Origin of the sequence: Serratia sp. NGAS9, from assembly GCF_009905295.1 — a bacterium.
GTDB lineage: Bacteria > Pseudomonadota > Gammaproteobacteria > Enterobacterales > Enterobacteriaceae > Serratia > Serratia bockelmannii.
Map to the genome: position 1 here is coordinate 1227802 of NZ_CP047605.1, position 24209 is coordinate 1252010.

Annotated in this window: 25 protein-coding genes; 14 read left to right on the top strand and 11 right to left on the bottom strand. The window is 62.4% G+C overall.

Features of this window, described 5'->3' with window-relative positions:
• Window positions 1-63 precede the first annotated feature (63 nt).
• The 3 genes from aroG to GUC32_RS05860 all read left to right on the top strand — a co-directional run bounded on the left by aroG (window position 64) and on the right by GUC32_RS05860 (window position 3615).
• Entirely contained in the window at window positions 64-1116 is a 1053-nt protein-coding gene (aroG, locus tag GUC32_RS05850) for a 3-deoxy-7-phosphoheptulonate synthase AroG (protein WP_025301893.1), read from the top strand.
• 257 nt (window positions 1117-1373) lie between these two features.
• Window positions 1374-2564: a YjgN family protein gene (locus tag GUC32_RS05855; RefSeq protein ID WP_025301894.1), complete on the top strand. Its 1191-nt coding sequence runs from the start codon at window positions 1374-1376 to the stop codon at window positions 2562-2564.
• 7 nt (window positions 2565-2571) lie between these two features.
• Window positions 2572-3615 carry a M48 family metallopeptidase gene (locus tag GUC32_RS05860; protein ID WP_197819334.1) on the top strand — a complete coding sequence of 348 codons (1044 nt, stop codon included), beginning with the start codon at window positions 2572-2574 and terminating at the stop codon, window positions 3613-3615.
• Window positions 3616-3664: 49 nt separating this feature from the next.
• Here GUC32_RS05860 and gpmA read toward each other — a convergent pair whose 3' ends face one another.
• The 9 genes from gpmA to modE all read right to left on the bottom strand — a co-directional run bounded on the left by gpmA (window position 3665) and on the right by modE (window position 12722).
• Window positions 3665-4417 carry a 2,3-diphosphoglycerate-dependent phosphoglycerate mutase gene (gene gpmA / locus GUC32_RS05865; protein ID WP_004939834.1) on the bottom strand — a complete coding sequence of 251 codons (753 nt, stop codon included), beginning with the start codon at window positions 4415-4417 and terminating at the stop codon, window positions 3665-3667.
• 215 nt (window positions 4418-4632) lie between these two features.
• The gene (locus GUC32_RS05870) at window positions 4633-4980 is read right to left on the bottom strand and encodes a PsiF family protein (RefSeq protein WP_025301896.1); all 348 of its coding nucleotides are present in this window, start codon (window positions 4978-4980) and stop codon (window positions 4633-4635) included.
• A 197-nt stretch (window positions 4981-5177) separates the two neighbouring features.
• Window positions 5178-6221, bottom strand: a complete 1044-nt coding sequence (galM, locus tag GUC32_RS05875) for a galactose-1-epimerase (RefSeq protein WP_369435605.1) — start codon at window positions 6219-6221, stop codon at window positions 5178-5180.
• A complete protein-coding gene (gene galK / locus GUC32_RS05880; RefSeq protein ID WP_025301898.1) occupies window positions 6215-7366 on the bottom strand; it encodes a galactokinase in 1152 nt (383 codons plus the stop codon). Before galK ends, galM begins: the two co-directional genes overlap by 7 nt.
• Complete coding sequence (gene galT, locus GUC32_RS05885; RefSeq protein ID WP_060432606.1) at window positions 7363-8415, bottom strand: galactose-1-phosphate uridylyltransferase; 1053 nt, start codon at window positions 8413-8415, stop codon at window positions 7363-7365. The genes galK and galT overlap by 4 nt, the downstream gene beginning before the upstream one ends.
• A gap of 283 nt (window positions 8416-8698) precedes the next feature.
• The gene (locus GUC32_RS05890; RefSeq protein ID WP_025301900.1) at window positions 8699-9517 is read right to left on the bottom strand and encodes a CPBP family intramembrane glutamic endopeptidase; all 819 of its coding nucleotides are present in this window, start codon (window positions 9515-9517) and stop codon (window positions 8699-8701) included.
• Window positions 9518-9684: 167 nt separating this feature from the next.
• Entirely contained in the window at window positions 9685-10257 is a 573-nt protein-coding gene (locus GUC32_RS05895) for a cysteine hydrolase family protein (RefSeq protein ID WP_049208980.1), read from the bottom strand.
• Between the two features lie 95 nt (window positions 10258-10352).
• The gene (gene modF, locus GUC32_RS05900; protein ID WP_351164407.1) at window positions 10353-11840 is read right to left on the bottom strand and encodes a molybdate ABC transporter ATP-binding protein ModF; all 1488 of its coding nucleotides are present in this window, start codon (window positions 11838-11840) and stop codon (window positions 10353-10355) included.
• Between the two features lie 90 nt (window positions 11841-11930).
• Window positions 11931-12722, bottom strand: coding sequence for a molybdenum-dependent transcriptional regulator (gene modE, locus GUC32_RS05905; protein ID WP_043136636.1), 792 nt, complete (start codon window positions 12720-12722; stop codon window positions 11931-11933).
• Window positions 12723-12910: 188 nt separating this feature from the next.
• Here modE and GUC32_RS05910 point away from each other — a divergent pair, with 188 nt between their 5' ends.
• The 10 genes from GUC32_RS05910 (at window position 12911) to modC (ending at window position 21623) form a co-directional block, all read left to right on the top strand.
• Window positions 12911-15073, top strand: a complete 2163-nt coding sequence (locus GUC32_RS05910; protein WP_369435606.1) for a TonB-dependent siderophore receptor — start codon at window positions 12911-12913, stop codon at window positions 15071-15073.
• Between the two features lie 4 nt (window positions 15074-15077).
• Window positions 15078-16073 carry an ABC transporter substrate-binding protein gene (locus tag GUC32_RS05915; protein ID WP_369435607.1) on the top strand — a complete coding sequence of 332 codons (996 nt, stop codon included), beginning with the start codon at window positions 15078-15080 and terminating at the stop codon, window positions 16071-16073.
• A 1-nt stretch (window position 16074) separates the two neighbouring features.
• On the top strand, window positions 16075-16830 hold the full coding sequence (locus GUC32_RS05920) for a trans-aconitate 2-methyltransferase (RefSeq protein WP_049208977.1): 756 nt from the start codon (window positions 16075-16077) through the stop codon (window positions 16828-16830).
• Window position 16831: 1 nt separating this feature from the next.
• Complete coding sequence (locus GUC32_RS05925) at window positions 16832-17257, top strand: iron chelate uptake ABC transporter family permease subunit (RefSeq protein ID WP_369435608.1); 426 nt, start codon at window positions 16832-16834, stop codon at window positions 17255-17257.
• Complete coding sequence (locus GUC32_RS05930; RefSeq protein WP_369435609.1) at window positions 17209-17856, top strand: FecCD family ABC transporter permease; 648 nt, start codon at window positions 17209-17211, stop codon at window positions 17854-17856. The genes GUC32_RS05925 and GUC32_RS05930 overlap by 49 nt, the downstream gene beginning before the upstream one ends.
• Window positions 17853-18641, top strand: coding sequence for an ABC transporter ATP-binding protein (locus tag GUC32_RS05935; protein ID WP_089180642.1), 789 nt, complete (start codon window positions 17853-17855; stop codon window positions 18639-18641). Before GUC32_RS05930 ends, GUC32_RS05935 begins: the two co-directional genes overlap by 4 nt.
• 146 nt (window positions 18642-18787) lie before the next feature.
• Window positions 18788-18937 carry an AcrZ family multidrug efflux pump-associated protein gene (locus GUC32_RS05940; protein ID WP_004939813.1) on the top strand — a complete coding sequence of 50 codons (150 nt, stop codon included), beginning with the start codon at window positions 18788-18790 and terminating at the stop codon, window positions 18935-18937.
• 158 nt (window positions 18938-19095) lie between these two features.
• A complete protein-coding gene (gene modA, locus GUC32_RS05945) occupies window positions 19096-19869 on the top strand; it encodes a molybdate ABC transporter substrate-binding protein (protein WP_197835229.1) in 774 nt (257 codons plus the stop codon).
• On the top strand, window positions 19866-20555 hold the full coding sequence (modB, locus tag GUC32_RS05950; RefSeq protein ID WP_015377003.1) for a molybdate ABC transporter permease subunit: 690 nt from the start codon (window positions 19866-19868) through the stop codon (window positions 20553-20555). The genes modA and modB overlap by 4 nt, the downstream gene beginning before the upstream one ends.
• Window positions 20556-21623: a molybdenum ABC transporter ATP-binding protein ModC gene (modC, locus tag GUC32_RS05955; protein ID WP_049203786.1), complete on the top strand. Its 1068-nt coding sequence runs from the start codon at window positions 20556-20558 to the stop codon at window positions 21621-21623. It begins immediately after the preceding gene.
• A 31-nt stretch (window positions 21624-21654) separates the two neighbouring features.
• Here modC and GUC32_RS05960 read toward each other — a convergent pair whose 3' ends face one another.
• Entirely contained in the window at window positions 21655-22473 is an 819-nt protein-coding gene (locus GUC32_RS05960; RefSeq protein WP_043137190.1) for a pyridoxal phosphatase, read from the bottom strand.
• Window positions 22474-22651: 178 nt separating this feature from the next.
• Between GUC32_RS05960 and pgl the strand changes: the two genes are divergently transcribed.
• Complete coding sequence (gene pgl / locus GUC32_RS05965) at window positions 22652-23647, top strand: 6-phosphogluconolactonase (protein WP_025301912.1); 996 nt, start codon at window positions 22652-22654, stop codon at window positions 23645-23647.
• Window positions 23648-23714: 67 nt separating this feature from the next.
• On the opposite strand, the gene GUC32_RS05970 is transcribed toward pgl, so the two are convergent.
• Complete coding sequence (locus tag GUC32_RS05970) at window positions 23715-24197, bottom strand: kinase inhibitor (protein WP_369435610.1); 483 nt, start codon at window positions 24195-24197, stop codon at window positions 23715-23717.
• Between the last annotated feature and the right edge of the window lie 12 nt (window positions 24198-24209).

A 24209-nucleotide genomic window follows, 5' to 3' on the forward strand; every position in this document is an offset into this window, starting at 1 on the left:
AGATTGTTGGGATCTACACCGTTACGCACTGCGAAATACCCCACGATACCGAATGGAAAAGCTATGAATTACCAAAACGACGATTTACGCATTAATGATATTAAGGAACTCCTGCCGCCGGTGGCTTTGCTGGAGAAATTCCCGGCCACTGAACGCGCGGCAAAGACGGTGTCCCAGGCCCGCAGCGCAATTCACAATATCCTCCGCGGCAGCGACGATCGCCTGCTGGTGGTGATTGGCCCTTGCTCCATCCATGATACCCAAGCCGCCAAAGAGTACGCGGGGCGCCTGCTGGCGCTGCGTGAAGAACTGAGCGGCGAGCTGGAAGTGGTGATGCGCGTGTACTTCGAAAAACCGCGCACCACCGTGGGCTGGAAAGGCCTGATCAACGATCCGCAAATGGACAACAGCTTCAACATCAACGACGGCCTGCGCCTGGCGCGCAAGCTGCTGGTGGAGATTAACGACAGCGGCCTGCCGGCCGCCGGCGAATTCCTCGACATGATCACGCCGCAGTACCTGGCGGATCTGATGAGCTGGGGCGCCATCGGCGCGCGCACCACGGAATCGCAGGTGCACCGTGAGCTGGCTTCCGGCCTTTCTTGCCCGGTCGGCTTCAAGAACGGCACCGACGGCACCATCAAGGTGGCGATCGACGCTATCAACGCCGCCGGCGCGCCGCACTGCTTCCTCTCGGTGACTAAATGGGGCCACTCGGCGATTGTTAACACCAGCGGCAACGGCGACTGCCACATTATCCTGCGCGGCGGCAAAGAGCCGAACTACAGCGCGGCGCACGTGAAGGACGTCAAAGCCGGTCTGAGCAAAGCCGGGCTGCCGGCGCAGGTGATGATCGACTTCAGCCATGCCAACAGCAGCAAACAGTTCAAAAAGCAGATGGACGTGAGCGCCGATGTTTGCGGGCAAATTGGCGGCGGTGAAAAAGCGATTATCGGCGTGATGATCGAAAGCCATCTGGTGGAAGGCAACCAGAGCCTCGAAAGCGGCGAACCGCTGGTTTACGGCAAGAGCGTCACCGACGGCTGCATCGGCTGGCAGGATACCGAAACCGTGCTGCGCGATCTGGCGGCGGCGGTGAAAGCGCGCCGCGGTTAATCGCGTAAAGAAGGGCTCGCCAGCGGGCCCTTTTCTATTTATCTTAAATTTTTATATCTCCTGTCAATTTAAGGCCTACAGTTAATAGGCTTATTAAATCATTAAGCGACCGTCTTCGCATTATTCCTATTTAATAAAAGAATAATTGTCACCGCTCTCGGCATTGTGCTTATATAAGACGCTTTTTTATTCCACAAACTCCGCATGACGAATAAGCGGGGAGTGGTATGACCTATTCCTTTCAGGACGAAAGAATTATGACAAGTAATACCTCGCAGCCGCTGGGGCTGCACCGGATTAAATTCCATGGGAAAGGTGGTGAGTACTTCGCTATTTGGTTAGTCAACGCGTTATTGACGGCTCTGACCCTGGGCATCTATTCCGCCTGGGCGACGGTGCGTCGTCGTCGCTATTTTTACGGCAACACGGAATTGGACGGCGATCGTTTCGATTATCATGCACAACCGCTGCAAATTCTGAAAGGGCGGCTGTTGGTGATCGGCGGCATCATCGTGTTTTATATCTTGCTGGCGATAACGCCTCTGCTGGGGCTGCTGGCTTTGCTGGTGTTGCTTGCCCTGTTGCCGTGGATCGTTATCCGCAGCTGGCGTTACAATGCGATTATGTCGAGCTATCGCGGCGTGCGTTTTAATTATGTCTGCCGCACCGGGCGCGCCTATTGGGCTTTACTGTTCTGCCCGTTATTGCTGATTATCGGGCTGTATGTCGGTCTGATCGTCTTGCTCGGCATTGGCAGCGGTCTTGGCAGCATCAACGCCATTGCTTTTATGCTGGTGCTGACGCTGATTTTGGCCGTGCCGGCATTTGCGGCGGTAAACGGCATTATTAGCGCACTGCAGCATGACTTGTACGTTAATAACCTGTTTTTCGGGAAGACACCGTTTATTGCCGAACTGAAGAAATCGGCCTTTATCAAATTTGCCTTGGTTGGCCTGCTCATATTCCTGCCGTTCATGTTGGTCGCGCTGGTGTGCATCGGTTCGTTCTTCCTTACCCTCTATCAGATGGTGTTGATGGGCATGTTGACCAATGAAGCCATTGATGTGCTGGTGCTGGACAATATCAGCAGCCTGCTGCTGATGATGGTGGTGCTGCTGATCGGCGCCCTGGTGGCCAGCAGTTACCAGGTTGTCGCCCAACGCAACTACCTGTTTAACCAGGCAAGGCTGAACGGCGACATCAAGCTGCATTCCTCAATGAAAACGATGCCGTACATGGGATTGTTGATCACCAATACCCTGATTACCCTGTTCTCGCTCGGTTTGGCGGCGCCGGTGGCGGAAGTGCGCCATGCCCGTTATCTGGCGGCTTGCACGGCGGTTGAAGGCGATTTGGCGCTGCTGAACATTACTGCGCATCAGGAAACTGCCAACAGCGCGGTGGCCGAAGAAGCGGTGCAGGCGCTGGATCTGGGCGGCAGCTTCTGAGGCGCCGATGATCCTTGAAGGCGCTTATCAATTGCCGGGGCGGGCCGCACGTGAGGCGGCCCGTTTACTGGTGAACGAAAGCGGCGAAGGCGTGACGCTGCAGCGGCAGGATGAACAGCGTTACATCCCGCTGGCGGACATCACCGTTTCTGCCGCGCTGGGCAATATTCCGCTGACGCTCACCTTTAGCGACGGTGCGCGCTTTGTGCCGGATGACGATGCGGCCTTTCGCCGCTGGTTCTATCAGCGCCGTTCGCCGGGGTGGGTACATCGGCTGGAACGCCATAAACGCGGCGTTGCCCTGGCGCTGCTGATGACGCTGCTGGCGGTAGTGGCTTACGTTTACGTGGTGCTGCCGTGGGCGAGCAGCGAGATCGCCATGCGCATCCCCACCTCGGTGGAACAGACGCTGGGCGAGCATACACAGACGTTTTTGGACCAGAGCGGCTTCGCGCCCTCCGCACTCCCGGTCGAGAGGCAGCAGGCGTTGCAACAGCTGTTCCGGCAGGTGATGCCGCCTGAGATGCGCCAGGAGCGCACGCCGCTGTCGCTGAAGTTGATGGCGGTGCCCGGTGCGCCGAACGCCTTTATGTTGCCAGACGGCACGCTGGTGCTCAGCGATGAGCTGGTCACTTTGTCGAAAAACGACGATGGCTTGGCGGCGGTGATGCTGCACGAAATGGGGCATCACGCTTATCGTCATCCGATGCGCATGCTGGTGCGTTCGTCACTGGTGGCGTTGACGCTGATGTGGATGACGGGTGACGTCAGCGGCATCGGCGACACGTTGCTGCAGTCCGCGTCCTTCGTGAATGAGATGCAGTTTTCTCGCGGGATGGAGCGTGAGGCCGATGCGTTTGCGATAGCGGAAATGCAGCGCCAGGGGCGTTCGCTGGCGGAAATGGCGGCGATCTATCGCGCGTTGGCGCAGGTGCCTGAACGAGAAAAGACCGATGACTGGGCGCTGCCTGCCTGGCTCAGCACCCATCCGGCGATGCAGGAACGGCTGGACGCGGTGAACGAGGCGATGGCGCAGCAGCCGCGACAGTAATAAAAAAGCCCCCGGTGAAAACCGGGGGCTTTTTCGTTAACGGGCGAAATTACTTCGCTTTACCCTGGTTCGCCACGGCGGCCGCTTTTGCAGCGATTTCGTCGGCGTTACCCAGGTAGTAACGTTTGGTTGGCTTGAAGTTCTCATCGAACTCATACACCAACGGCACGCCGGTTGGGATGTTCAGTTCGAGGATTTCGTCTTCGCTCAGGTTATCCAGGTATTTCACCAGCGCGCGCAGCGAGTTGCCGTGTGCTGCAACGATCACGCGCTCGCCGCTCTTGATGCGTGGCAGGATCTCTTCGTCCCAGTAAGGGATAACGCGATCGATGGTCAGCGCCAGGCTCTCGGTCAGCGGCAGCTCTTGTTCGGTCAGGGAGGCGTAGCGCGGATCGTGGCCAGGGTAACGTTCGTCTTCTTTGGTCAGCTCAGGTGGGGTCACCGCGAAGCCGCGACGCCATTGCTTCACCTGCTCGTCGCCGTATTTTTCAGCGGTTTCGGCTTTGTTCAGACCCTGCAGCGCACCGTAGTGACGTTCGTTCAGCTTCCAGGATTTTTCGGTTGGCAACCAGGCCTGATCCAGCTCGTCGAGGATGTTCCACAGGGTGTGGATCGCGCGCTTCAGTACGGAGGTGTAAGCGAAGTCGAAAGTGAAACCTTCTTCTTTCAACAGCTTGCCTGCTGCTTTCGCTTCGGTGCGGCCCTTGTCGGACAGATCAACATCATACCAACCGGTGAAGCGGTTTTCTTGGTTCCACTGGCTTTCGCCGTGACGCACCAGAACCAGCTTAGTTACAGCCATAGCTTAACTCCTTAATAATCTGACATTTCAATGATAACGAAAATCATTATATTGCCGCGGGCCGGGGCTCGGCAATCGATAGTGTCTAACCATAGCCAATTTCTTGCCGCAAAGTAAGGGCTGGCGAAAGGAAAAAGCTGAATCGTTCAGGCTGGCGCTGTGAGGGGGAAACGGCGCGCCGAAATCGCTCCGGGCGCGCCGTGGCGTGGGGGAAATCAGGCCGATTTTTTCAGGCAGTTGCTCATGAAGGTTTTACGCGCGTCGCCCTTCAGATCCTTGGTCTTGGCGTCGGCGTTGCAGCTTTTCATTTTCTGCTGCTGCGGCGTCAGGGTTTTGCCCGCCGCGGCGGAGCCTTCGGATTTCAGACAGGTGCTCATGAAGGTGGAGCGATCGGCGCCTTTCAGCGATTTGGTGGATGCCTGCTGGTTGCAATCGGTCATGCGTTTCTGTTGGGCGGCCTGCGCCGGAGAAGGCGTTTTCGTCGCCGTCGTCGCGTCGGCCGCCATCAGATTGGTGCTCAGCATTAAGCCCGCCAGCAATGGAAGTGCAGTAATCAGACGCATAGGTGTTCCTTCAGCTATTGATTGGCCGCCATCGGCCGAAAATGGTGACGTTGCACAAGGCGTTGTGCTTATCACGGTAGCCTGAGTGTAGTGCGCGCTTTGGAATAAGGGAAGGTGGGCGCCGGTAGGGGGATAGCGCTAAAAGGTAAGCATTTATAACAAATTGCCCCCGGCCGCACGGCGAGGGGCGTAGCGGGTCAGATAGGATAAAACTGATAATGCGTGGCGCTGCGGTAGCGACTCCCCGGTTGCAGCCAGCAGTCCGGCTGCGGCCACTCGGGATGGTGCGGGCTGTCCGGCAAAAACTCGCTCTCCAGCGCCACGCCGGCATGGTTGGCGTAGCTGCCGCCATCGCGCGCCGGCGTGCCGGCCAGAAAATTGCCGCTGTAGAGTTGCAGTGCAGGCGCGTCGGTGAACACGCTCATTTGCACCTGGCCGTCGGCGGACCACAAATGGGCTGCCGGGCTCTCCAGCGCGCCGCAGGTGCGGTGCAGCAAGAATGCGTGATCGTAGCCTTTTACCCGCTGCTGGTCGCGATCGCGCAGGAAATCCTGCAGCAGCGTTTTCGGCTGACGAAAATCCATGCCGCTGTCGTCCACCGGCGTCAGATCGGCGCAGGGAATGCCCTCGGCGTCGACGGGCAGATAGCGATCGGCGAACAGCTGCAGCCGCTGGGCGCGGGCGTCGGTGCCGGCGCCGTCCAGATTGAAATAGGCGTGGTTGGTCAGGTTGACCGGGCAGGGGCGATCGACCTGTGCCAGATAGCTGATTTCCAAACGATTATCCGGGGTCAGACGGTAGCAGACCTGCACGTCGAGATTGCCGGGGAAACCCTGATCGCCCTCCGCCGAGTGCAGCGCATAGCAGACCTGTTGCGCATCCTGCTGGACCCGGCGCCAGCAGCGGGCATGAAAACCGTCGGGGCCGCCGTGCAGCTGGTGGAGGCCCTGATTGGCGGCCAGCGCATGGGGAGTCCCATCGATGGGCAGGCTGGCGTTGGCGATGCGGTTGGCGTAACGGCCGACGGTGGCGCCCAGATAGGCGCCCTGGCGCGGGTAGTCTGCCGGGCTGCGGCAGCCGAGCAGCAGTTCGCGTTTTTCACCGGATTTGAGCGGCAAGACGGCGGACAGCCAGGTGGCGCCCCAGTCCATCAGCGTCACCGTCATGCCGGCGGCGTTTTGCAGCTGCGTCAGCTGATAAGGCTCCCCATCGGGCGCCGCTGCCGTGCTCATCGTCAGCATGTACCGGCCCCCTGCGAAGCCTGGCAGACATAGAACGTTTCCTGTAATCCGCCGGTTTGCCGCGGATACTCGTGCGCCACGGCGGCACGCACCGTCTCCACGAGATCCTGTGGCATCAGCGCGACGATGCAACCGCCAAAGCCGCCGCCGGTCATGCGCACGCCACCGCGCGAGCCGATCGTCGCTTTGACAATCTCGACCAACCGATCGATTGGCGCCACGGTGATTTCGAAGTCGTCACGCATCGAGGCGTGGGACTCCGCCATCAGCCGGCCCATGCGTTGCAGATCGCCGGCCGCCAGCGCATCGGCCGCCGCCAGCGTGCGGGCATTCTCGCTGATGACATGGCGCGCGCGTTTGGCCACCAACGGATCCAACTGATGTTGACGTGCTTCAAACTGTTCCGGGCTGACGTCACGCAGCGCCTTGACGCCGAAGAACCGAGCCGCTTCTTCACACTGTTTGCGGCGGGTGTTGTACTCGCTGTCCACCAGCCCGCGCTGCACATTGGAGTTGATGATCACCACCGCGACGCTGTCCGGCATCGGCACCGCACGGGTCTCCAGCGAGCGGCAGTCGATCAGCAGAGCGCTGTCGCGCCGGCCGAGCGCGGAGATCAGCTGGTCCATGATGCCGCAGTTGCAGCCGACGAACTGGTTTTCCGCCTCCTGGCCGTTCAGCGCCAGCGCCACGCCGTCCAGCGGCAGCTGATAGAGCGCCTGCAGCGCCTGGCCTACCGCCACTTCCAGCGCGGCGGAGGAGCTGAGCCCCGCGCCCTGCGGCACATTGCCGGCGATCACCAGATCCGCGCCGCCGAAATCGGGGTTGCGTCGCTGAAGATGTTTCACCACGCCGCGCACATAGTCGGACCAGCGCTGATCGGGATGGTTGACGATCGGCTCGTCGAGCGAGAATTGATCCTGCTGATTCTGATAATCGGCGGCCAGTACGCGGATCTGGCGGTCGTCGCGCTTGGCGCAGGCGATGACGGTTTGGTAATCGATGGCGCAGGGCAACACGAAGCCGTCGTTGTAATCGGTATGCTCGCCGATCAAATTCACCCGCCCCGGCGCCTGGATGGTCAACGCTGGCGCGTAGCCGAAGTGTTCGGTAAACAGGGAATGGGTAAGCGGTTTCAGGCTCATGCTTGGGCTCCGGCTTCACGGTAATGAATATCGCTGACGGCGCGCAGACGCTCTGCGGCCTGTTCGGCGGTCAGATCGCGCTGGGTTTCCGCCAGCATCTCGTAACCGACCATAAATTTACGCACGCTGGCTGAACGCAGCAGCGGCGGATAGAAATGGGCGTGCAGCTGCCAGTGTCGGTTGTCGGCGCCGTTGAACGGCGCGCCGTGCCATCCCATCGAATAGGGGAAAGAACACTGGAACAGGTTGTCGTAGCGGCTGGTCAGCTTCTTCAGCGCCAGCGCCAGATCGCGGCTCTGCGCCGCGCTGAGATCGGTGATGCGCTGCACCGCCGTTTTCGGCAGCAGCAGCGTTTCAAACGGCCAGGCGGCCCAGTAGGGCACCACCGCCAGCCAGTGTTCGGTGTTCACCACGATGCGTTCGCCTGCGGCCAGCTCGCGCTGCGCATAATCCAGCAGCAGCGGGGAGGCATGTTCCCGGAAATAGTCGTGTTGCAGGCGATCTTCGCGCTCGGCCTCGTTCGGCAGAAAACTGTTGGCCCAGACCTGCCCGTGCGGGTGCGGGTTGGAGCAGCCCATCGCCGCGCCTTTGTTTTCGAACAATTGCACCCAGGGGTAGTGCTTGCCCAGCTCCTCGGTTTGCGCCTGCCAGGTGGTGACCACCTGCTCCAGCGCCGGCAGCGTCAGTTCGGGCAGAGTCTTGCTGTGATCGGGAGAGAAGCAGATCACCCGGCTGACGCCGCGCGCGCTCTGGCTGCGCATCAGCGGATCGTGGCTGTCGGGCGCCGGCGGCGTATCGCTCATCAGTGCGGCGAAATCGTTGGTAAAGACATAGGTGCCGCGATATTCCGGATTGCGATCGCCGGTGACGCGCGCGTTGCCCGGGCACAGGAAACAGTCGGGATCGTGCGCCGGCAGCGTTTCCGTGGGGACAGTCTCCTGCTGGCCCTGCCAGGGGCGCTTGGCGCGGTGCGGTGAGACCAGCACCCACTGGCCGCTCAGCGGGTTAAAGCGGCGGTGCGGATGGTCGATAGGGTTAAATTCCGTCATACGGTTCCTTATTGGCGTCGACAAGGGTGTAATCGCTTCCAATTACCGTTTTAATACGCCCGTTGCTGAACAGGGAGAAGTCATTGCGCAAAAAGATAGCACGCTCGCGACGGTAAAAAGGTGATCTAACGCGAAAAATGGAATCGTTTACACTTCATTGAAAAGCACTGGACGGGCGGAGAAAAGCAGGGGGCAGCATGATTGAGGTCATACGGTGAGGTGCTAGTGATAGCGCTTTCACCCGACCAGCCGGCAGAAAAGGGCTCTCTGCCGGCGTCAGCCGTTAAGAATGCTGATACAGCGGGTAGGTGAAGAACAGCAGATGGGTCAGATTAAGCCCGAAATGGAACAGAATCGGCACCCACAGACGGCCGCTCCACATCCACGCCAGGCCGTAGATCACCCCGGCCAGCGTCGCGAAGATCACCATCAGCGTACCGCCGGCCAAATGTGCGGCGCCGAACACCAGGGAGGCGACGATCAGCGCCGGCCAGGCGCCCAGCCACTGGCTGAGGCGCTGCTGCAGGTAGCCGCGAAACAGCGCTTCCTCGGCCATGCAGACGAAAAACAGGTTCGCCATGACGAAGGGCAGGATCCAGGCGGGCGCATGCAGCTCGATTTTTAAGCCGCCCAGCGCCACGGCTAGCAGCAACAGCGCCGGCACGGCCAGCAGCAGCGCAATCCAGCCCGCTTTGCCGGCGTTGCCGCCGGGTTCGGCGGAAAACAGCGTGGGTAAGCAGGCGAACAGCAGGAAGGGCACCATCGCCTTATCGAAGTTGTAATACATGGTGAACGGCGCGCTGAGCGGGCCAGCTCTTTCGCCGTCGATCATCAGCTGGTTGTGGATGCCCGGCACCAGATGCAAGAACAGCGCCACGCAGCCGGCGACCACCAATCCTTCGAGCGCGATCGCCAGATTGCGCTGCGCGCGAAAATGGTGACGCAACCCCGCTAGCGCTACGATCGCCAGCAGATAACTCAGGCTGAGCGGCGTCAGTACCCCATGATAAAGCCCCATACCCGCTGAGGCGGCCAGGATCACCCAGGCTATCAGCCGGTTAAACGGCAAGAAAAATAACGAAGCAGCCAGTACGCCCCACATAATATGTCCCTTTAAAATATGTACACGGCGCTCAGCGCCTTTGCGGCGTGCGATGATGGCGAAATTGAGCGCTAGAGCGGATAGTAGCACACCAGGATGACGCTAAAGGTCGGGGCAGTGATGCATTCGTGCATGATGCCGGCCCACACGATCGGCGGCGATGCGGGTCAGCCTTTCATCCATGCCTGCGAACGGGTGATTTCGGCCAGGTTTTGCAGGGTATCCAGACTCTGCTGGTGGATCTCCTGCGTAGGGGCTGCGCACAGATCGTGCAGTACGGTCACCTGGAAGCCGGCGTCGTGCGCCTGACGCGCGGTGCTCTCGATGGCGAGCGGTGTACTGATACCCGCCAGCAGCAAATGGTGGCACCGATGTTGCCGCAGCCAGGCTAACAAATTGTTACCGGAGAAGGCGCTAACCGCCGTTTTTTCAAACTGCAGATCGGTCTCTTCCTGATGCAGTTCGGGCACCCAGCGGCAGCCCGGGCCATTTAGCCGCAGCGCACCGATCTGCTTGAGATGGTTGAACAACGGCGAGTGGGGCGGGATATCATGATAATCGTCGGCGAATCCCACCCGCACCCAGATCACCGGAATTTTTCGCACCCGGGCATAGGCCGTGGCGGCATTGACGTTAGCGAGCAGGTGGGTTGCCACCACCTGTTCACGGCAGTGGTTGGCGCGCCCTTTGGGCCCGATCAGATCCTCGATCAGGTCGATGATAATCAACGCAGCGGACATGGCGTCTCCAGAAAATGGCCTTCTTTCTTTCTATGATAAAAGGCCAAATGTGATGTGCTGCGGTGAAGTGTTGCCGGATATGTTTACGCCGCGTTTCAGGCGGAGGCCGCCTCCAGCCGCTGGTGTTGATAGCCGTAGCCGCCCTCGCTGTCGGGCACGAAGCTGAGGCGGTGAGTGATGCACTGCGGCGCGTCTTCGGCATGGTGCGAAACGAACAGCAACTGGGTGGCGCCCTGGCCGATCAGCACGTCGATGAAGCGGCGCACCAGCTGGCGATTGAGCGGATCCAGCCCTTGCAGCGGTTCGTCGAGGATCAGCAGCGCCGGGTGTTTCACCAGCGCACGGGCGATCAGCGCCAGCCGCTGTTGGCCCCAGGAAAGGCTATGGAACGGGGCATCACCGCGCGCGCCGTCGAGCCCGAGCAGCGCCAGCCATTGCTCGGTCAGCTGCCGCTGACGATCCGAGACCGCCTGATAAATGCCGATCGAATCGAAGAACCCCGACAGCACCACGTTGCGCACGCTGGTGTTGACGCGATAATCCAGATGCAGGCTGCTGCTGACGTAGCCGATATGGCGCTTGATCTCCCAGATGGTTTCCCCGCTGCCGCGACGGCGGCCGAACAGCGTCAGATCGTTGCTGTAGCCCTGTGGATGATCGCCGGTGATCAAGCTGAGCAGCGTGGATTTTCCGGCGCCGTTCGGGCCGATGATTTGCCAGTGCTCGCCGGGGTTAACCTGCCAGTTGAGGTGATTGAGGATCGGCCGATCGTTATAGCTGACCACGCCGTCGCGCAGGACGATCAGCGGCCGGTCCGTCGGCAGGGCTACTTTTTGCGTCGGATCCTCGGTTTCCGGCAGCGCCAGCCCGCTGAGGTTTTCGCTGTGCGCCAGCTGCGCCACCAGCGCGTCCGCCATCACCTGGCTGCGCGGCCCGCGGCTGGTTAGGGTGCAGTCCGCCAGCACGCCCACCTGCCGGACAAAATCCGGTATTTCGTCGAACCGGTTGAGCACCAGCACCACGGTCTGGCCCTGGGAGGAAAGCTCGCTCAGCAACGCGGCGAGCTGTGCGCGCGAGTGCACGTCCAGCCCGTCGAAGGGTTCGTCGAGGATCAGCAGGTCAGGCTCGGGCATCAGCGCCCGGCACAGCAGGGTCTTGCGCGTTTCGCCGGTGGAGAGGTATTTAAAGCGGCGGGTCAGCAGGGCGGTGATGCCGAACTGCGCGGCTAGTCGCTCACAGCGCGCGGCGTCTTTCACCTCTTCCTGAATGATCTCCGCCGCGGTGCGGCCGGTATCGTCCTCGTCCGCGCTGAGCAGGTCGGTGTTGTTGCGTTGCCACTCGTCGCTGACCATTTTTTGCAGCTGTTCGAAGGAGATGCGCACCGCATGCTGAAAGTCGCTGCGGCGTTCACCGCTCAGCAGAACCAGTTCGTCGGCCAGCGCGCGCGCCAGGGCGGATTTGCCGCTGCCGTTGGCGCCGACGAAGGCCCAGCTGTCGCCGGCCTGGATCGCCAGTGCATCCAGCGTCAGGGTACGGGTATCACTTAAGCGGAATGAACCTTGCGAAATGTGCAACGACGACATCACCTGTTCCTTTTTTTGCAATTATTTGCCTTAGAAATAGGCGCATTGCACGGTGATGTCAATCAGCAAAAACGCAACGTTACGTTGCGCTTAACACAACGTGGCGATAATCACGTGGTCGGCGTTGAACAGGGCGTGTACGGCGGTACCGACGCTCAGCTGCAGGCGCTGCAACTCCGCCGTCGTCAGGGTGGCGCACAGGGTTTCGCCCCCCGCCAGCGTCACCAGCACCTCGCTGTGTTCGGCCCCCGGCTGAATGCCGGCTACCACGCCCGCCAGCGCGTTATCCGCACCGGTATGCTCCCCCGTCTCGACGCTTAACCGCACCCAGGGCGCTTTGATCAGCGCCAGCACCTCTTTGCCGGGCACCAGCTGCAGCCGGTCGGCGCTTTGCTGGGTGATGGCCGCCGTCAGGCGAGTGGTGCCGTCGTTCAACAAAATCGCCAGGTGCTGCTGCACCTGCTGATGATCGCGTTCGATCACGGTGCCGAAGAACTGATTGCGCGCGCTGGTTTGCAGCGAGAAGCGCGAGATGGCCGCCAGCAGGCTGTCGAGCGGCAGATCGTCCTGCTGCAACACGTCGAAGGCCTTTTGCTGCACCTGGCCCAGCAGATCGTACAGCTGGATCAACCGTTGGCCGTAGTGCGTCAGCTGCGCGCCGCCGCCGCCTTTGCCGCCGGTGGCGCGGTCCACCACCGTGTGTTCCGCCAGTTGGTTCATCTCATTGATGGCGTCCCAGGCGCTTTTGTAGCTGATGCCCGCCAGTTTGGCGCCCTGGCTGATGGAGCCGGTGTGCTGCACCTGTTTCAGCAGCGCGATGCGGCGCGGATCGGCGAACAGCTTTTGCTGGAGTTTGAGAGTCAGAAGAATTTCGGCCTGCATAGCGCATCCTGTCGACGGCAAAAACCGTATTGTCGCCGATTTGGCGGCAAAGCGCCAAACGCCGTGCGTGGGAGAGTGGGGCAATAAAGACTGGTATTGTAATATTGTTATAATATAACATAACAGAAAAACGATAAGGCTTTACGCCGGCTGCGGCCGGTGTTTATTTCACCACAGGGATGCTCCACATGAGTACGACACGCCGGCGTCTTGGCACGCCCAAAAAACCTTTATGCCTTGCCGCCGCATGGATCGGCGGCGCACTGACAGCGCCGCTGGCTTTCGCCGCCGACTGCGATAAAGCCCGCAATGCCACGGGGTGTGAAGAACAGCTCACCGTGGAGGCGGCGGCCCCCGCCGGGCGTTACGATGCGTTGAACGCCGTGAGCCGCAGCGCTTCGCAGATCGGGCTGACCGCTCGGGAGACGCCGCGCAGCGTCGATATTATCAGCGCGCGGGCGATCCAACAGCGGGGCGATCGTTCGCTGGCCGCCGCCGTCGAGCACGCTACCGGTCTGTCCGGCGTCGCTTCGCCAACGTTGTCCAACAACTTTTCCGCACGCGGTTTTCGGCCGATCGCCTGGCTGTATAACGGCGTAGAGATGCCCGGAAGTACGCTGCAACTGGGCGATCCGGCGCATTACGACAGCATCGAGGTGCTGCGTGGGCCGGGGTCGGCCTTGAACGGGCTGAGCGCCGCAGGCGGCAGCGTCAACCTGATCTCGCGGCGGCCGACCTTCAACCGGCAGCCGTTCGAGCTCGATTATGGCCTCGGCAGCTACCGCAGCCAGCGTTTGCATCTGGGTGCCGGCGGCGCGCTGGTGGACGATGTGATGGCGTACCGGTTGGACGTCAGCGGCAACGACAGCGGCAGCAACGTGCAGTATGAACGCGATCGGCAGAAGCGGGTATCCGGCTCGCTGCTGTTTAAATTGACGGACGATGCGCTGCTGACGCTGAGCCTGGACCGCATGCTCAACCGCACCAACAACCCTTACTACGGCACGCCGCTGCTGAATGGGCGCATTGCCGGCGAGCTGCGCGACATCAATTACAACAACCTGACCGACAGCCGTATCCAGAGCAACGCCACCGCATTTCAGGCCAGTCTGGACTGGTTTATGACGCCCGAAGTGGAGTGGCATAACCAATTCTATTACTACAGCGGCTTTCGCGAATGGCGCAACGTCGAGCGTTTCCGCGTCGCGGCGGCGGCCCGGCCCGGCGACGTCAACCGCGACTCCTTTGGCGCCCTGGCGCACGACGACGATCTGATCGGCAACCGCAGTTCGCTGGTGTTCGATCGGGCCATCGCCGGTTTCGATAACCGGTTGCTGGTCGGCTTCGATCTGAGTAAGCGGCATTTTCAGTACTACTCGAACGGTTTCCCTGGCTCCGAAGACGTACCGCTCGGCGCGCCGCCCAGAGAGCCGTTCGCTCAGGGCACCGCCAGCCAGCGTGCGCCGGTGCGCCACGTCACCCAGAATCAGTACGCCGCCTTTATTGAAGACCGCTTCAGCCTGACCGAGCGTTTAGCGCTGCTGGGCCAGCTGCGCTACAACCATATGAACATGGACTGGCGCTTCCAGGGGCCGCAGGAAGAGAGCCGCGCCCACACTTATGTTTTCAGCACCTGGAGCCTGGGCCCCAGCTATGCATTGACCGATAACCTCACGCTCTACGCCAACTACACCACCGGTCAGGAGCCGGGCAACGATCTGTTCTTCCTCAGCCCAACGCAGACCGATCTGCCGCTGACGCGAGCGCGCCAGTGGGAGGCCGGCGCCAAAGGGCAGTTCTGGGGGAACAAGGGCGAGGCGACGCTGGCGCTGTACGAACTGCGCAAGGACAACCTGTTTGTGCCCGACGCGCAGCGGCCGGATGCGTTGAACGCGGTAGGCAGGCAGACGTCGCGCGGCATCGAGCTTGGCGTGGTGCTGCGTCCCGACGAGCGCTGGGAGCTGGCCGGCAACGCCGCCTACACGCATGCCCGCTACGACGACTATCGCGGCGGCAGCCCGCTGCGCAGCTACAACGGCAATCGCCCGGCCTATATCCCGGACTGGACCGCCAACCTCAGCGTGCATTATCAGGCGACGGCGCGCCTGGGGCTGGCTTCTTCGCTGCGCTACGTCGGCAGCAGCTACAACGACGACGCCAACCGGCGCAAGATGCGCGCGTACACCACGCTCGATCTGGCGGCAGACTATCAGCTGACGCCGATCGTCGATGTCGGTTTTCGCATTCGCAACGCCACCAACCAGCTGTACGCCTATCAGCGCACCTACCCGGATCAGGCGCTGATCGCGCCGCCGCGCAGCTATGAAACCTTCGTGTCGGTCAGGTTCTGACGGCGTGAAACGATCGCTTTATCCGTTGTTGTGCGCCCTGGGATTGGGCGGGGGCGTGCCGCTGCCGGTCGATGCCGTCAGCCTGCAAAATTGCGGGGTAACGCGCGATTACCCGCAGCCGCCGCAGCGGGTGCTGGTTTACGCCAATCCGGCGCTGGAAAACCTGCTGGCGCTGGGGCTGGCTGGCCGTGCGATCGCCGTGGTCGGGTATGACCGCATGCGCGATCCCGCGCCGACGGCGTCGGCCGATGCGCTGCGGGCGCCCGCCAGCCCGGCGCCGCCCACGGCGGAAGCGTTGCTGCTGATGCGGCCGGATTTTGTCTATTCGGCCAGCTATTACTGGCTGCACAGCCCGGAAACGCCCGATCGGGCGCGGCTGGCGGAATGGGGCATCGGCACTTACCTCTCTCCCGGCGCCTGCAGCGGCCAGCAAAGCGCGATCGCCGCTGCGCTGACGTTTGAAGACATCTTCACCGAGCTGCGGGAGCTTGCGCGCATTTTCAACGTCAGCCGCGGCGGTGAAGCGCTGATCGCGCGGCTACGTGGGCAACTCCAGGCGTTTGAGGCGCAGCGCGCGCCGCTGCCGCATTTACGTCTGCTGTGGTGGTATGCCGGCACGCAGACGCCCTACGTGGCGGGCTGCTGCGGCGCACCAGGTTTGCTGAGCCGAAGCGTCGGCAGCGAGAACCTGTTCGGCGATCTGCCCGAGCTGTGGCCGACGGTATCCTGGGAGGTTATCGCCGCCCGCGATCCGGATGCGATCGTGCTTGGCGATCTGCCGCGCGGCGGCTTCGGCGACAGCGCGGCCGACAAGATCGCCTTTCTGGAGCATCACCCGCTGACCGCTACGCTGCGCGCCGTGCGTCAGCGGCGCTACGTGATCCTCCCCGGTTACGACATGGACCCTTCCGCCCGCACCGTGGCGGCGCTGGGCCGTTTGATTCGGGGCCTGGCGGCCTTGCCGCCGCAGGCTGCGACTTTTTCCAACAAGGAACCTTGATATGACTGCCGTTTCATTATCTTCGCTGCTGGACTCCTGGGATCGCCAGCAGGCGGCCTACATCGCCGAGCGGGAAGCGCGTTTTAACGCCCAGCTGGAGGTGCTGGCGCTGGCCGCCGGCCAGGATTTTCACGTGGTGGATCTAGCCTGTGGCCCGGGATCGCTGAGCCTGCGCATTTTGCAGCGCTTTCCGCAGGCCAGGGTAACCGCCATCGATCTCGATCCGTTGCTGCTGGCGGTGGCGCGCGGCGCACTGGCGGAGTATGGCGATCGGATCCGCATTCTGCAGGCCGATCTGGCGGATCCTGCCTGTTTTTCCGCGCTGTCCGGCCCCGCGCCGCAGGCGGCGGTGTCCAGCACGGCGCTGCACTGGCTGATGCCGGAGCAGCAACTGGCGCTGTACCGCAACGTCGCCGGGCTGTTGGCCGACGGCGGCGTATTCCTCAATGCCGATCATCAGCGCTATGACCACCGTCAGCCACGGCTGAAGGCGTTGGCCGAGCGGCACGATGAGCAGACCCAGCAACGCGCCTGGGACAACGGCGTCGAGGATTGGGATCGCTGGTTCGCCAGCGCGCTGCAATTGCCGGCGTTGGCCGCTTATCAGGCCGAGCGTGAGGCGCTGTTCGCCGGCCGCCCTGTGCCGCCGCCGACGCCGGTGGATTTCCAGCTCGCGGCCCTCAGGCAGGCCGGTTTCAGCGAGGCGGGGACGGTGTGGCAGCTGTTGGACGACTATGTGATCGCAGGCTGGAAATAGCATGAGCCGGCGGTTACTGCCCGGCCGTGAGGCCGGCTGGCTGCTGTTGCTGGCGGCGGCGCTGCCGATGGCCCTGCTGAGCGCCACCTTGTCGGGGCCTGCGCCGATCGCGTGGCACGACGCCTGGCGCATCGTATTCGGCGTCAGCGGCGGCGCGGCGACCGATGCCGAGGTGTATCAGCGCATCATCTGGTCGCTGCGGATGCCGCGCGCGCTGCTGGCGGCGGTGGCCGGCGCCGGGCTGGCGTTGGCGGGCACCGTGCTGCAGTCGCTGACCCGCAACCCGCTGGCCGATCCCTGGGTGCTGGGGATCTCCTCCGGCGCGGGCGTGGGGGCGGTGACGGTGCTGGTATTGGGGCTGGGGGCGGCCTGCTGTCGGTGTCCGGCGGGGCGTTTAGCGGCGCGCTGGGGGCATTTGCGCTGGTGATGTTGCTGGCCGGGCGTTCGCTGCAGGGGGAGTCCACGCTGTTTATTCTGGCCGGGGTGGCGGTGACGCAACTGCTCTCCGCACTGACTTCGCTGATCACCCTCTGGCAGGCAGACGCCAACGCCACGCGCGGCGTGATGTTCTGGCTGCTGGGATCGTTCAGCGACGCGCGCTGGCCACAGGTCGGGCTGTGCGGGCTGGCGCTGGCGGCGACGCTGCTGCTTTGCTGGCTGCGGGCGGGTGAGCTGGACGCGCTGGCGTTCGGCGGCGTGACCGCCGCTTCGCTGGGGGTGGCGGTGGCCCCGCTGAAGCTGCTGCTGTATGTGGCGACCACCGCGCTAACGGCGGCGATCGTCGCGTTCAGCGGCGCGGTGGGGTTTATCGGGTTGACGGTGCCGCACGTCGCCCGGCGGCTGGTCGGCTCGCGGCATCGTCAGCTGTTGCCGGCCAGCGCGCTGTGCGGCGCTTTGTTCGCCGTGGCGGCGGACACGCTGGCCAGAACGCTGTTTGCTCCGCGCGAACTGCCGGTCGGCGTGTTGACGGCGCTATTGGGAGTGCCGGTATTCCTGCTGTTGCTGTATCGGAAGGTCAATGCATGACGGTTGAAAAAACGCAATCCGGTCTGTGCGCCGAGGGGGTAAGTTGGCGAGTGGGCGCGCGCACGGTGCTGGAAAACCTCAGTTTCTGCGCCTTGCCCGGTGAGATCACCGGCGTGCTCGGCGTCAACGGCAGCGGTAAATCCACGCTGCTCAAGCTGTTGGCCGGGCTGCAGCCCGCCGCCGGCGGCCGCGTTTGGCTGGAAGGGCGCGAGATCGCCGCGTTTTCCGCGCGGGAACGCGCCAGGCGCATCGCTTTTCTCGAGCAATCCGCCCCCGGCACCTTCGCGCTGCCGGTGAAGGAGGCGGTATTGTTGGGGCGTCTGGCCCATATCGGCCGCTGGCGCGGTTTTGGTACCGAGGATCGCCGCCTCGCCGGGCAGGCGATGGAGCAGGTGGGCATCAGCCACCTGGCCGATCGCGATTGGCAGCGGCTGTCCGGCGGTGAACAGCAGCGGGTGCACCTGGCGCGCGCGCTGGCGCAGCAAACGCCGTGGCTGCTGCTGGACGAACCCGCCAACCACCTGGATATCGCTCATCAGCAGCAGTTTATGGCATTGCTGCGGCGGCTGAAGCTCAGCGTGGTGGTGACGCTGCACGATCTGAATCTGGCGGCCTGTTATTGCGATCGGGTCGCGCTGCTGCAGCGGGGCGGGATCTGTGCGGCGGGCACGCCGCAGCAGGCGCTGACGCCGGAGCACATTCGCGCGGTATACGGGGTGGAGGCCCGGCTGGCGGCGCCCGACGGCTATGCGCCGCCGCTGATCTATTACCCCGCGGCAGGATGAGATCGGTCAAAAGGGCACGTTTGGCCGATCACAATTTCGCCTCGCTGGCTAAAATAACTCCGGTTTTAGCGATTTTTTTGGGTTAGAATAACCCGATATGCGGTGAAAGGCATTTGCCGCTCAATGGGCAGTTAAGCGAGGCTATCATGTTGGAATTATTGAAAAGTCTGTTATTCGCCGTGGTGATGGTGCCGGTGGTCATGGCGCTCATTCTCGGTCTGATCTACGGTTTTGGCGAAGTGTTCAACGTCTTCTCCAAAGTGGGCCGTTCGAAAGAAAACCGCACCCAGCACTGACCGTTCCCTATCCCGATACCCGTCGGCATCGCCCGGCGGGCATTCCTCAAGTTATCTCACGCTTTGCCGATAAACCGCATGACAAGCTTTCGCGCCACGTTATATTATTTTTTATATAACGAAGAGTGATAATGCACGTTAACTTGCGGAGAAAAACAATGAAACAGCAATGGACCCAATGGGTTGGCGGGATCGTGTTGGCATCGGGCCTGGTGGCTCAGGCCTCGGCGGCGGAAAAGATCACCGTGTTCGCCGCCGCGTCGCTGACCAACGCGCTGCAGGACATCGCCACCCAATATCAAAAAGGCAAGGACGTGCAGGTGGTTTCCTCCTTCGCGTCGTCTTCTACGCTGGCGCGCCAAATTGAGCAGGGCGCCCCGGCCGATCTGTTCATCTCCGCCGATCAGCAGTGGATGGATTACGCCATCGACAAGCAGCAGATGGTGAAAGACACCCGTTACACGCTGCTGGGCAACGAGCTGGTGCTGATCGCCGCCAAGAGCGATAAACAAGACAAGATCGCCATCGACAAGCAGACCGACTGGGCCAAGTTGCTCAGCGGCGGCCGCCTGGCGGTAGGCGATCCGGATCACGTGCCGGCCGGCATCTACGCCAAAGAGGCGCTGGAGCATCTGGGCGCCTGGAGCGTGCTGGAGCCGAAACTGGCGCGCGCCAACAACGTGCGCAGCGCGATGGCGCTGGTGGAGCGCGGTGAAGCGCCGCTCGGCATCGTCTACGGCTCCGACGCGGTCGCCAGCGACAAGGTGAAAGTGGTAGGCGTGTTCCCGGAAGACAGCCACAAACCGGTTGAATATCCGATGGCGATGGTGAAAGATCGTCAAAATCCGACGGTCAGCGCTTTCTATACCTATCTGAAGGGCCCGGAAGCGGCCGCTATTTTTGAACATTATGGATTCACCCCGCGTAAATGATCCTGAGTGAGTACGAGTGGCAGGCGGTTGAGCTGAGCCTGAAAGTCTCCGGTTTGGCGGTGGTCTGCAGCCTGCCGTTCGGCATTCTGATGGCCTGGGTGCTGGTGCGTTGCCGCTTTCCCGGCAAGGCGCTGCTGGACGGCGTCATTCACCTGCCCCTGGTGCTGCCGCCGGTGGTGGTCGGCTATTTGCTGCTGATCGCCATGGGGCGGCGCGGCGTCATCGGCGAGTGGCTGTACGACTGGTTCGGCTTCAGCTTCAGCTTTAGCTGGCGCGGCGCCGCGCTGGCGTCGGCGGTGGTGGCGTTTCCGCTGATGGTGCGCGCCATCCGGCTGGCGCTGGAGGCGGTGGATACCCGGCTGGAGCAGGCGGCGCGCACGCTGGGCGCCAACCCGTGGCGGGTGTTTTTCACCATCACGCTGCCGCTGTCGCTGCCCGGCGTCATTGTCGGCGTGGTGCTGGCCTTTGCCCGTTCGCTGGGGGAGTTCGGCGCCACCATCACCTTTGTCTCCAACATTCCCGGTGAAACCCGCACCATTCCGCTGGCGATGTATACGCTGATCGAAACGCCGGGGGCGGAAGCCGCCGCCGCGCGTCTGTGCGTGATCGCCATCGTGCTGTCGCTGGCTTCCCTGATGGTGTCCGAATGGCTGGCCCGCTGGGGCCGCAAACGGATGGGGGTGTAAATGCTGGAGCTGGATTTCTCGCAGCAGCTGGGCGACCTTAATCTCAACGTCCGCGCCGATTTGCCGGCGCAGGGCATCACCGCGATTTTCGGCCTGTCCGGCGCGGGCAAAACTTCCCTGATCAACGCCATCGGCGGCCTGACCCGTTTGCAACAGGGGCGCATCGCGCTCAATGGCCGCACGCTGGTGGATACCGCCACCGGTCTCTGCCTGCCGCCGGAAAAGCGCCGTATCGGCTATGTATTTCAGGATGCGCGCCTGTTCCCGCATTATCGGGTGCGCGGCAACCTGCAGTACGGCATGGCGGCCGGCATGCGCGCGCAGTTCAATACCATTGTCGAGCTGTTGGGCATCGGGCCACTGCTCAATCGGCTGCCGCTGACGCTCTCCGGCGGTGAAAAACAGCGGGTGGCGATCGGCCGCGCGCTGCTGACCGCGCCGGAACTGCTGCTGATGGACGAACCGCTGGCCTCGCTCGATCTGCCGCGCAAACGCGAGCTGCTGCCGTATCTGGAGCGGCTGGCGCAGGATGTCAACATCCCTATCCTCTACGTCAGCCACAGCCTGGACGAGATCCTGCGTCTGGCCGAGCAGGTGATGGTGCTGGATCGCGGCGAGGTGCGCGCGTTCGGCGGGCTGGAAGCCGTCTGGGCCAGCAGCGCGCTGCGGCCGTGGCTGCAGCGTGAAGATCAGAGCAGCGTGCTGCGCGTCAGCGTGATTGAGCATCATCAACGCTATGCCATGACCGCGCTGGCGCTCGGCGATCAGCGGCTGTGGGTCAGCGGCATCGACGCCGAACTGGGCACTCAGCTGCGCATTCGCATCAATGCCGCCGACGTCTCGCTGGTGCTGCAACCGCCGGTCAACAGCAGCATTCGCAACGTTTTGCCGGCCAAGGTCAGCGAGTGTCTGGACGTGGGCGGGCAGGTGGAAGTGAAGCTGGCGGTCGGGGAACACGTGCTGTGGGCGCGGATCACGCCGTGGGCGCGAGACGAACTGGCGATCCGCCCCGGGCAGTGGCTGTACGCGCAGGTGAAGAGCGTGTCGATCAGCCGCGAGAGCCGCTAAGACAGGCCCTCCCGGCGGGAGGGCGAAAAGACTAGAGTACGCGGGTGCGGATCACCTCGGCGATGCCCGGCTGCAGGTTATCGGCGATCACCAGATCGGCGCGTTCCTTGATCGCGTCATCGGCGTTGCCCATCGCCACGCCCAAACCGACCGCTTCCAGCATGCTGATATCATTGTAGTTGTCGCCGAACGCCACCACCTGATCCATGTTCAGTCCCTGCGATTCCACCCATTGGCGCAGGCGCTTGCCTTTGCTGTTGCCGCCTTTGGCGATATCCACCTGATCGTGCCAGGACCATTCGCACGCCAACCCCAGCTCTTTTTCCACCGTGTCGGCAAACTCGCGCAGCGCCGGAATATCGGCGTGCGAGGTGGCGAATTTCCAGATCGCCTGAGCGTCGTCGGCCGCCTGCGCCAGGCTGCCGACCTGCAGCAGCGTTGGGCGCTGCGCCGCAGGCAGGGTTTCCGCCCAGGCCAGCGAACGGGTCACGTGGCCGCTCGGTTCCTGATACAGCATGGCGTCGTCAACGTACATCAGCCCGTGAATGTCGGTCTGTTTGAGCATCTGCAGCACCTGTTTGGCCTGATCTTTCGCCAGCGGATCGGCGGCCAGCACCTTTTTCTGCTGAAAATCATACAGGTAGGTGCCGTTGCAGCAGATGGCCGGCGTGTCTATCTGCAGCGCCTGGTAGAACGGATGGATGGCGACGTGATGGCGGCCGGTGACCACCACCACCTGGACGCCGGCGGCGCGCGCCTGCGCCAGCGCTTCCAGCGACTGCGGTAAGATGCGTTTTTGATTGTCCAGCAGGGTGCCGTCAAGATCGAGGGCGATGACGCGGTAGCTCATAGGGTTCTCGTTATCGTTAGCCATAAAATTAATCCGATGGTACACCGGATAGCCAACGGAGAAAACCGCGTGAACATCCGGTGCTAAGCAGGGTTGCCATGCGACGGATGTGCGGTAAGCTAGGAGCAATCGAACGGCCTGAAACCGGTTCCTCTTTTACCCTTTGCAAGGAGAACACATGAAGCAAATCGTTTATGTCGCCAGCCCGGAGAGCCAGCAGATCCACGTCTGGCAGTTGGACGACGCCGGCGCGCTGGCGCTGCTGCAAACCGTTGACGTGCCGGGCCAGGTGCAGCCGATGACCCTTCATCCGGACAAGACCCACCTGTACGTCGGCGTGCGTCCGGCGTTCGGCATCGTCAGCTACCGCATCGAGGCGGACGGCACGCTGCAGCAGGCGGGCATGGCGCCGTTGCCGGGCAGCCCGACCCATATCTCCACCGATCTGCAGGGGCGTTACCTGTTCTCCGCCTCCTACAGCGGCAACTGCGCCAGCATCAGCCCGATCGGCCACGACGGCGTGGTGACGGCGCCTATTCAGCAGATTGACGGCCTGAACGCGCCGCACTCGGCGAACATCGACCCGACCAACCAACTGGTGCTGGTGCCGTGTCTGAAAGAGGACCGCATCCGCCTGTTCAACCTGAGCCTGGCGGGCCAGCTGACGCCGCACGTGCAGGAGGCGGTGGATATCGCCGCCGGCGCCGGTCCGCGCCATATGGCATTCCACCACAACGACAAGTTCGCCTACTGTGTCAATGAGCTGAACGGCACGGTGGACGTGCTGGCCATTTCGGAAAACGGCGGCAAATACACCGTGACGCAAACACTGGATATCATGCCGGCCGACTTCGACGGCACCCGCTGGGCGGCGGACATTCATATCACGCCGAACGGCCGTTTCCTGTACACCAGCGATCGCACCGCCAGCATTCTGACCCTCTTCAGCGTTTCCGAAGACGGCGGCACGCTGAGCGTGGTCGGCTATTATCCGACCGAAACGCAGCCGCGCGGTTTCAATATCGATCACAGCGGCCGCTTCGTGATTTCGTCCGGCCAGAAGTCCGATCACATCGCGGTGCATGAAATTGACCAGGCCAGCGGCGAGCTGACCACGCTGGCACGTTATCCGGTGGGCAAAGGCCCGATGTGGGTCAGCGTGCTGGCGAAGTAATTCGGCGGTCAGACGAGTATGGAAAAAGCGCGGTTCGGTTGAGCCGCGCTTTTTTATGGGTGGGAGATCAGTTGAACATCACTGTCAGCGTGGCGCTGCCGAGGCTGTGGAAATGCACGTTAAAGCCCACCAGCGCGCCGCTGGAATCTTCATCCACCTCAATGCTTTCTACGTCCAGCGCATGCACGGTGAACTGATAGCGGTGGCTTTCGCCATTCGGCGGCGCTGCGCCGCCGTAACCGGCTGAGCCGAAGTCGGTACGGGTTTGCAGCGCGGCGCTCGGCAGCGGCGCTTTACCGGAGCCTGCGCCCTGCGGCAGCTCACGCACGTCGGCCGGAATATTGGCCACCACCCAGTGCCACCAGCCAGAGCCGGTCGGGGCATCGGGATCGTACAGGGTGACGACGAAGCTCTTGGTGCCGGCGGGCACGCCGTCCCAGGCCAGGTGCGGCGACAGGTTATCGCCGTGGTAGCCCATGCCGTTGAAGACCTGCGTCTGCGGCATTGTGCCGCCGTCCTGCAGATCGTTGCTGTACAAACGAAAAGCCATAATGACTCCCAG

Excerpts from the sequence above, each read along its gene's own strand:
- GUC32_RS05910 (WP_369435606.1), top strand. The coding sequence starts at position 12,911 with ATGAGTACGACACGCCGGCGTCTTGGCACGCCCAAAAAACCTTTATGC.
- galT (WP_060432606.1), bottom strand. The coding sequence starts at position 8,415 with ATGACGGAATTTAACCCTATCGACCATCCGCACCGCCGCTTTAACCCG.
- pgl (WP_025301912.1), top strand. The coding sequence starts at position 22,652 with ATGAAGCAAATCGTTTATGTCGCCAGCCCGGAGAGCCAGCAGATCCAC.
- gpmA (WP_004939834.1), bottom strand. The coding sequence starts at position 4,417 with ATGGCTGTAACTAAGCTGGTTCTGGTGCGTCACGGCGAAAGCCAGTGG.
- GUC32_RS05890 (WP_025301900.1), bottom strand. The coding sequence starts at position 9,517 with ATGTGGGGCGTACTGGCTGCTTCGTTATTTTTCTTGCCGTTTAACCGG.
- galM (WP_369435605.1), bottom strand. The coding sequence starts at position 6,221 with ATGCTGACGATGAGCACGGCAGCGGCGCCCGATGGGGAGCCTTATCAG.
- GUC32_RS05860 (WP_197819334.1), top strand. The coding sequence starts at position 2,572 with ATGATCCTTGAAGGCGCTTATCAATTGCCGGGGCGGGCCGCACGTGAG.
- modE (WP_043136636.1), bottom strand. The coding sequence starts at position 12,722 with ATGCAGGCCGAAATTCTTCTGACTCTCAAACTCCAGCAAAAGCTGTTC.
- modB (WP_015377003.1), top strand. The coding sequence starts at position 19,866 with ATGATCCTGAGTGAGTACGAGTGGCAGGCGGTTGAGCTGAGCCTGAAA.
- aroG (WP_025301893.1), top strand. The coding sequence starts at position 64 with ATGAATTACCAAAACGACGATTTACGCATTAATGATATTAAGGAACTC.
- GUC32_RS05895 (WP_049208980.1), bottom strand. The coding sequence starts at position 10,257 with ATGTCCGCTGCGTTGATTATCATCGACCTGATCGAGGATCTGATCGGG.
- modC (WP_049203786.1), top strand. The coding sequence starts at position 20,556 with ATGCTGGAGCTGGATTTCTCGCAGCAGCTGGGCGACCTTAATCTCAAC.
- modF (WP_351164407.1), bottom strand. The coding sequence starts at position 11,840 with ATGTCGTCGTTGCACATTTCGCAAGGTTCATTCCGCTTAAGTGATACC.
- GUC32_RS05970 (WP_369435610.1), bottom strand. The coding sequence starts at position 24,197 with ATGGCTTTTCGTTTGTACAGCAACGATCTGCAGGACGGCGGCACAATG.
- GUC32_RS05935 (WP_089180642.1), top strand. The coding sequence starts at position 17,853 with ATGACGGTTGAAAAAACGCAATCCGGTCTGTGCGCCGAGGGGGTAAGT.
- GUC32_RS05940 (WP_004939813.1), top strand. The coding sequence starts at position 18,788 with ATGTTGGAATTATTGAAAAGTCTGTTATTCGCCGTGGTGATGGTGCCG.
- modA (WP_197835229.1), top strand. The coding sequence starts at position 19,096 with ATGAAACAGCAATGGACCCAATGGGTTGGCGGGATCGTGTTGGCATCG.
- GUC32_RS05920 (WP_049208977.1), top strand. The coding sequence starts at position 16,075 with ATGACTGCCGTTTCATTATCTTCGCTGCTGGACTCCTGGGATCGCCAG.
- GUC32_RS05960 (WP_043137190.1), bottom strand. The coding sequence starts at position 22,473 with ATGAGCTACCGCGTCATCGCCCTCGATCTTGACGGCACCCTGCTGGAC.
- GUC32_RS05925 (WP_369435608.1), top strand. The coding sequence starts at position 16,832 with ATGAGCCGGCGGTTACTGCCCGGCCGTGAGGCCGGCTGGCTGCTGTTG.
- GUC32_RS05855 (WP_025301894.1), top strand. The coding sequence starts at position 1,374 with ATGACAAGTAATACCTCGCAGCCGCTGGGGCTGCACCGGATTAAATTC.
- galK (WP_025301898.1), bottom strand. The coding sequence starts at position 7,366 with ATGAGCCTGAAACCGCTTACCCATTCCCTGTTTACCGAACACTTCGGC.
- GUC32_RS05870 (WP_025301896.1), bottom strand. The coding sequence starts at position 4,980 with ATGCGTCTGATTACTGCACTTCCATTGCTGGCGGGCTTAATGCTGAGC.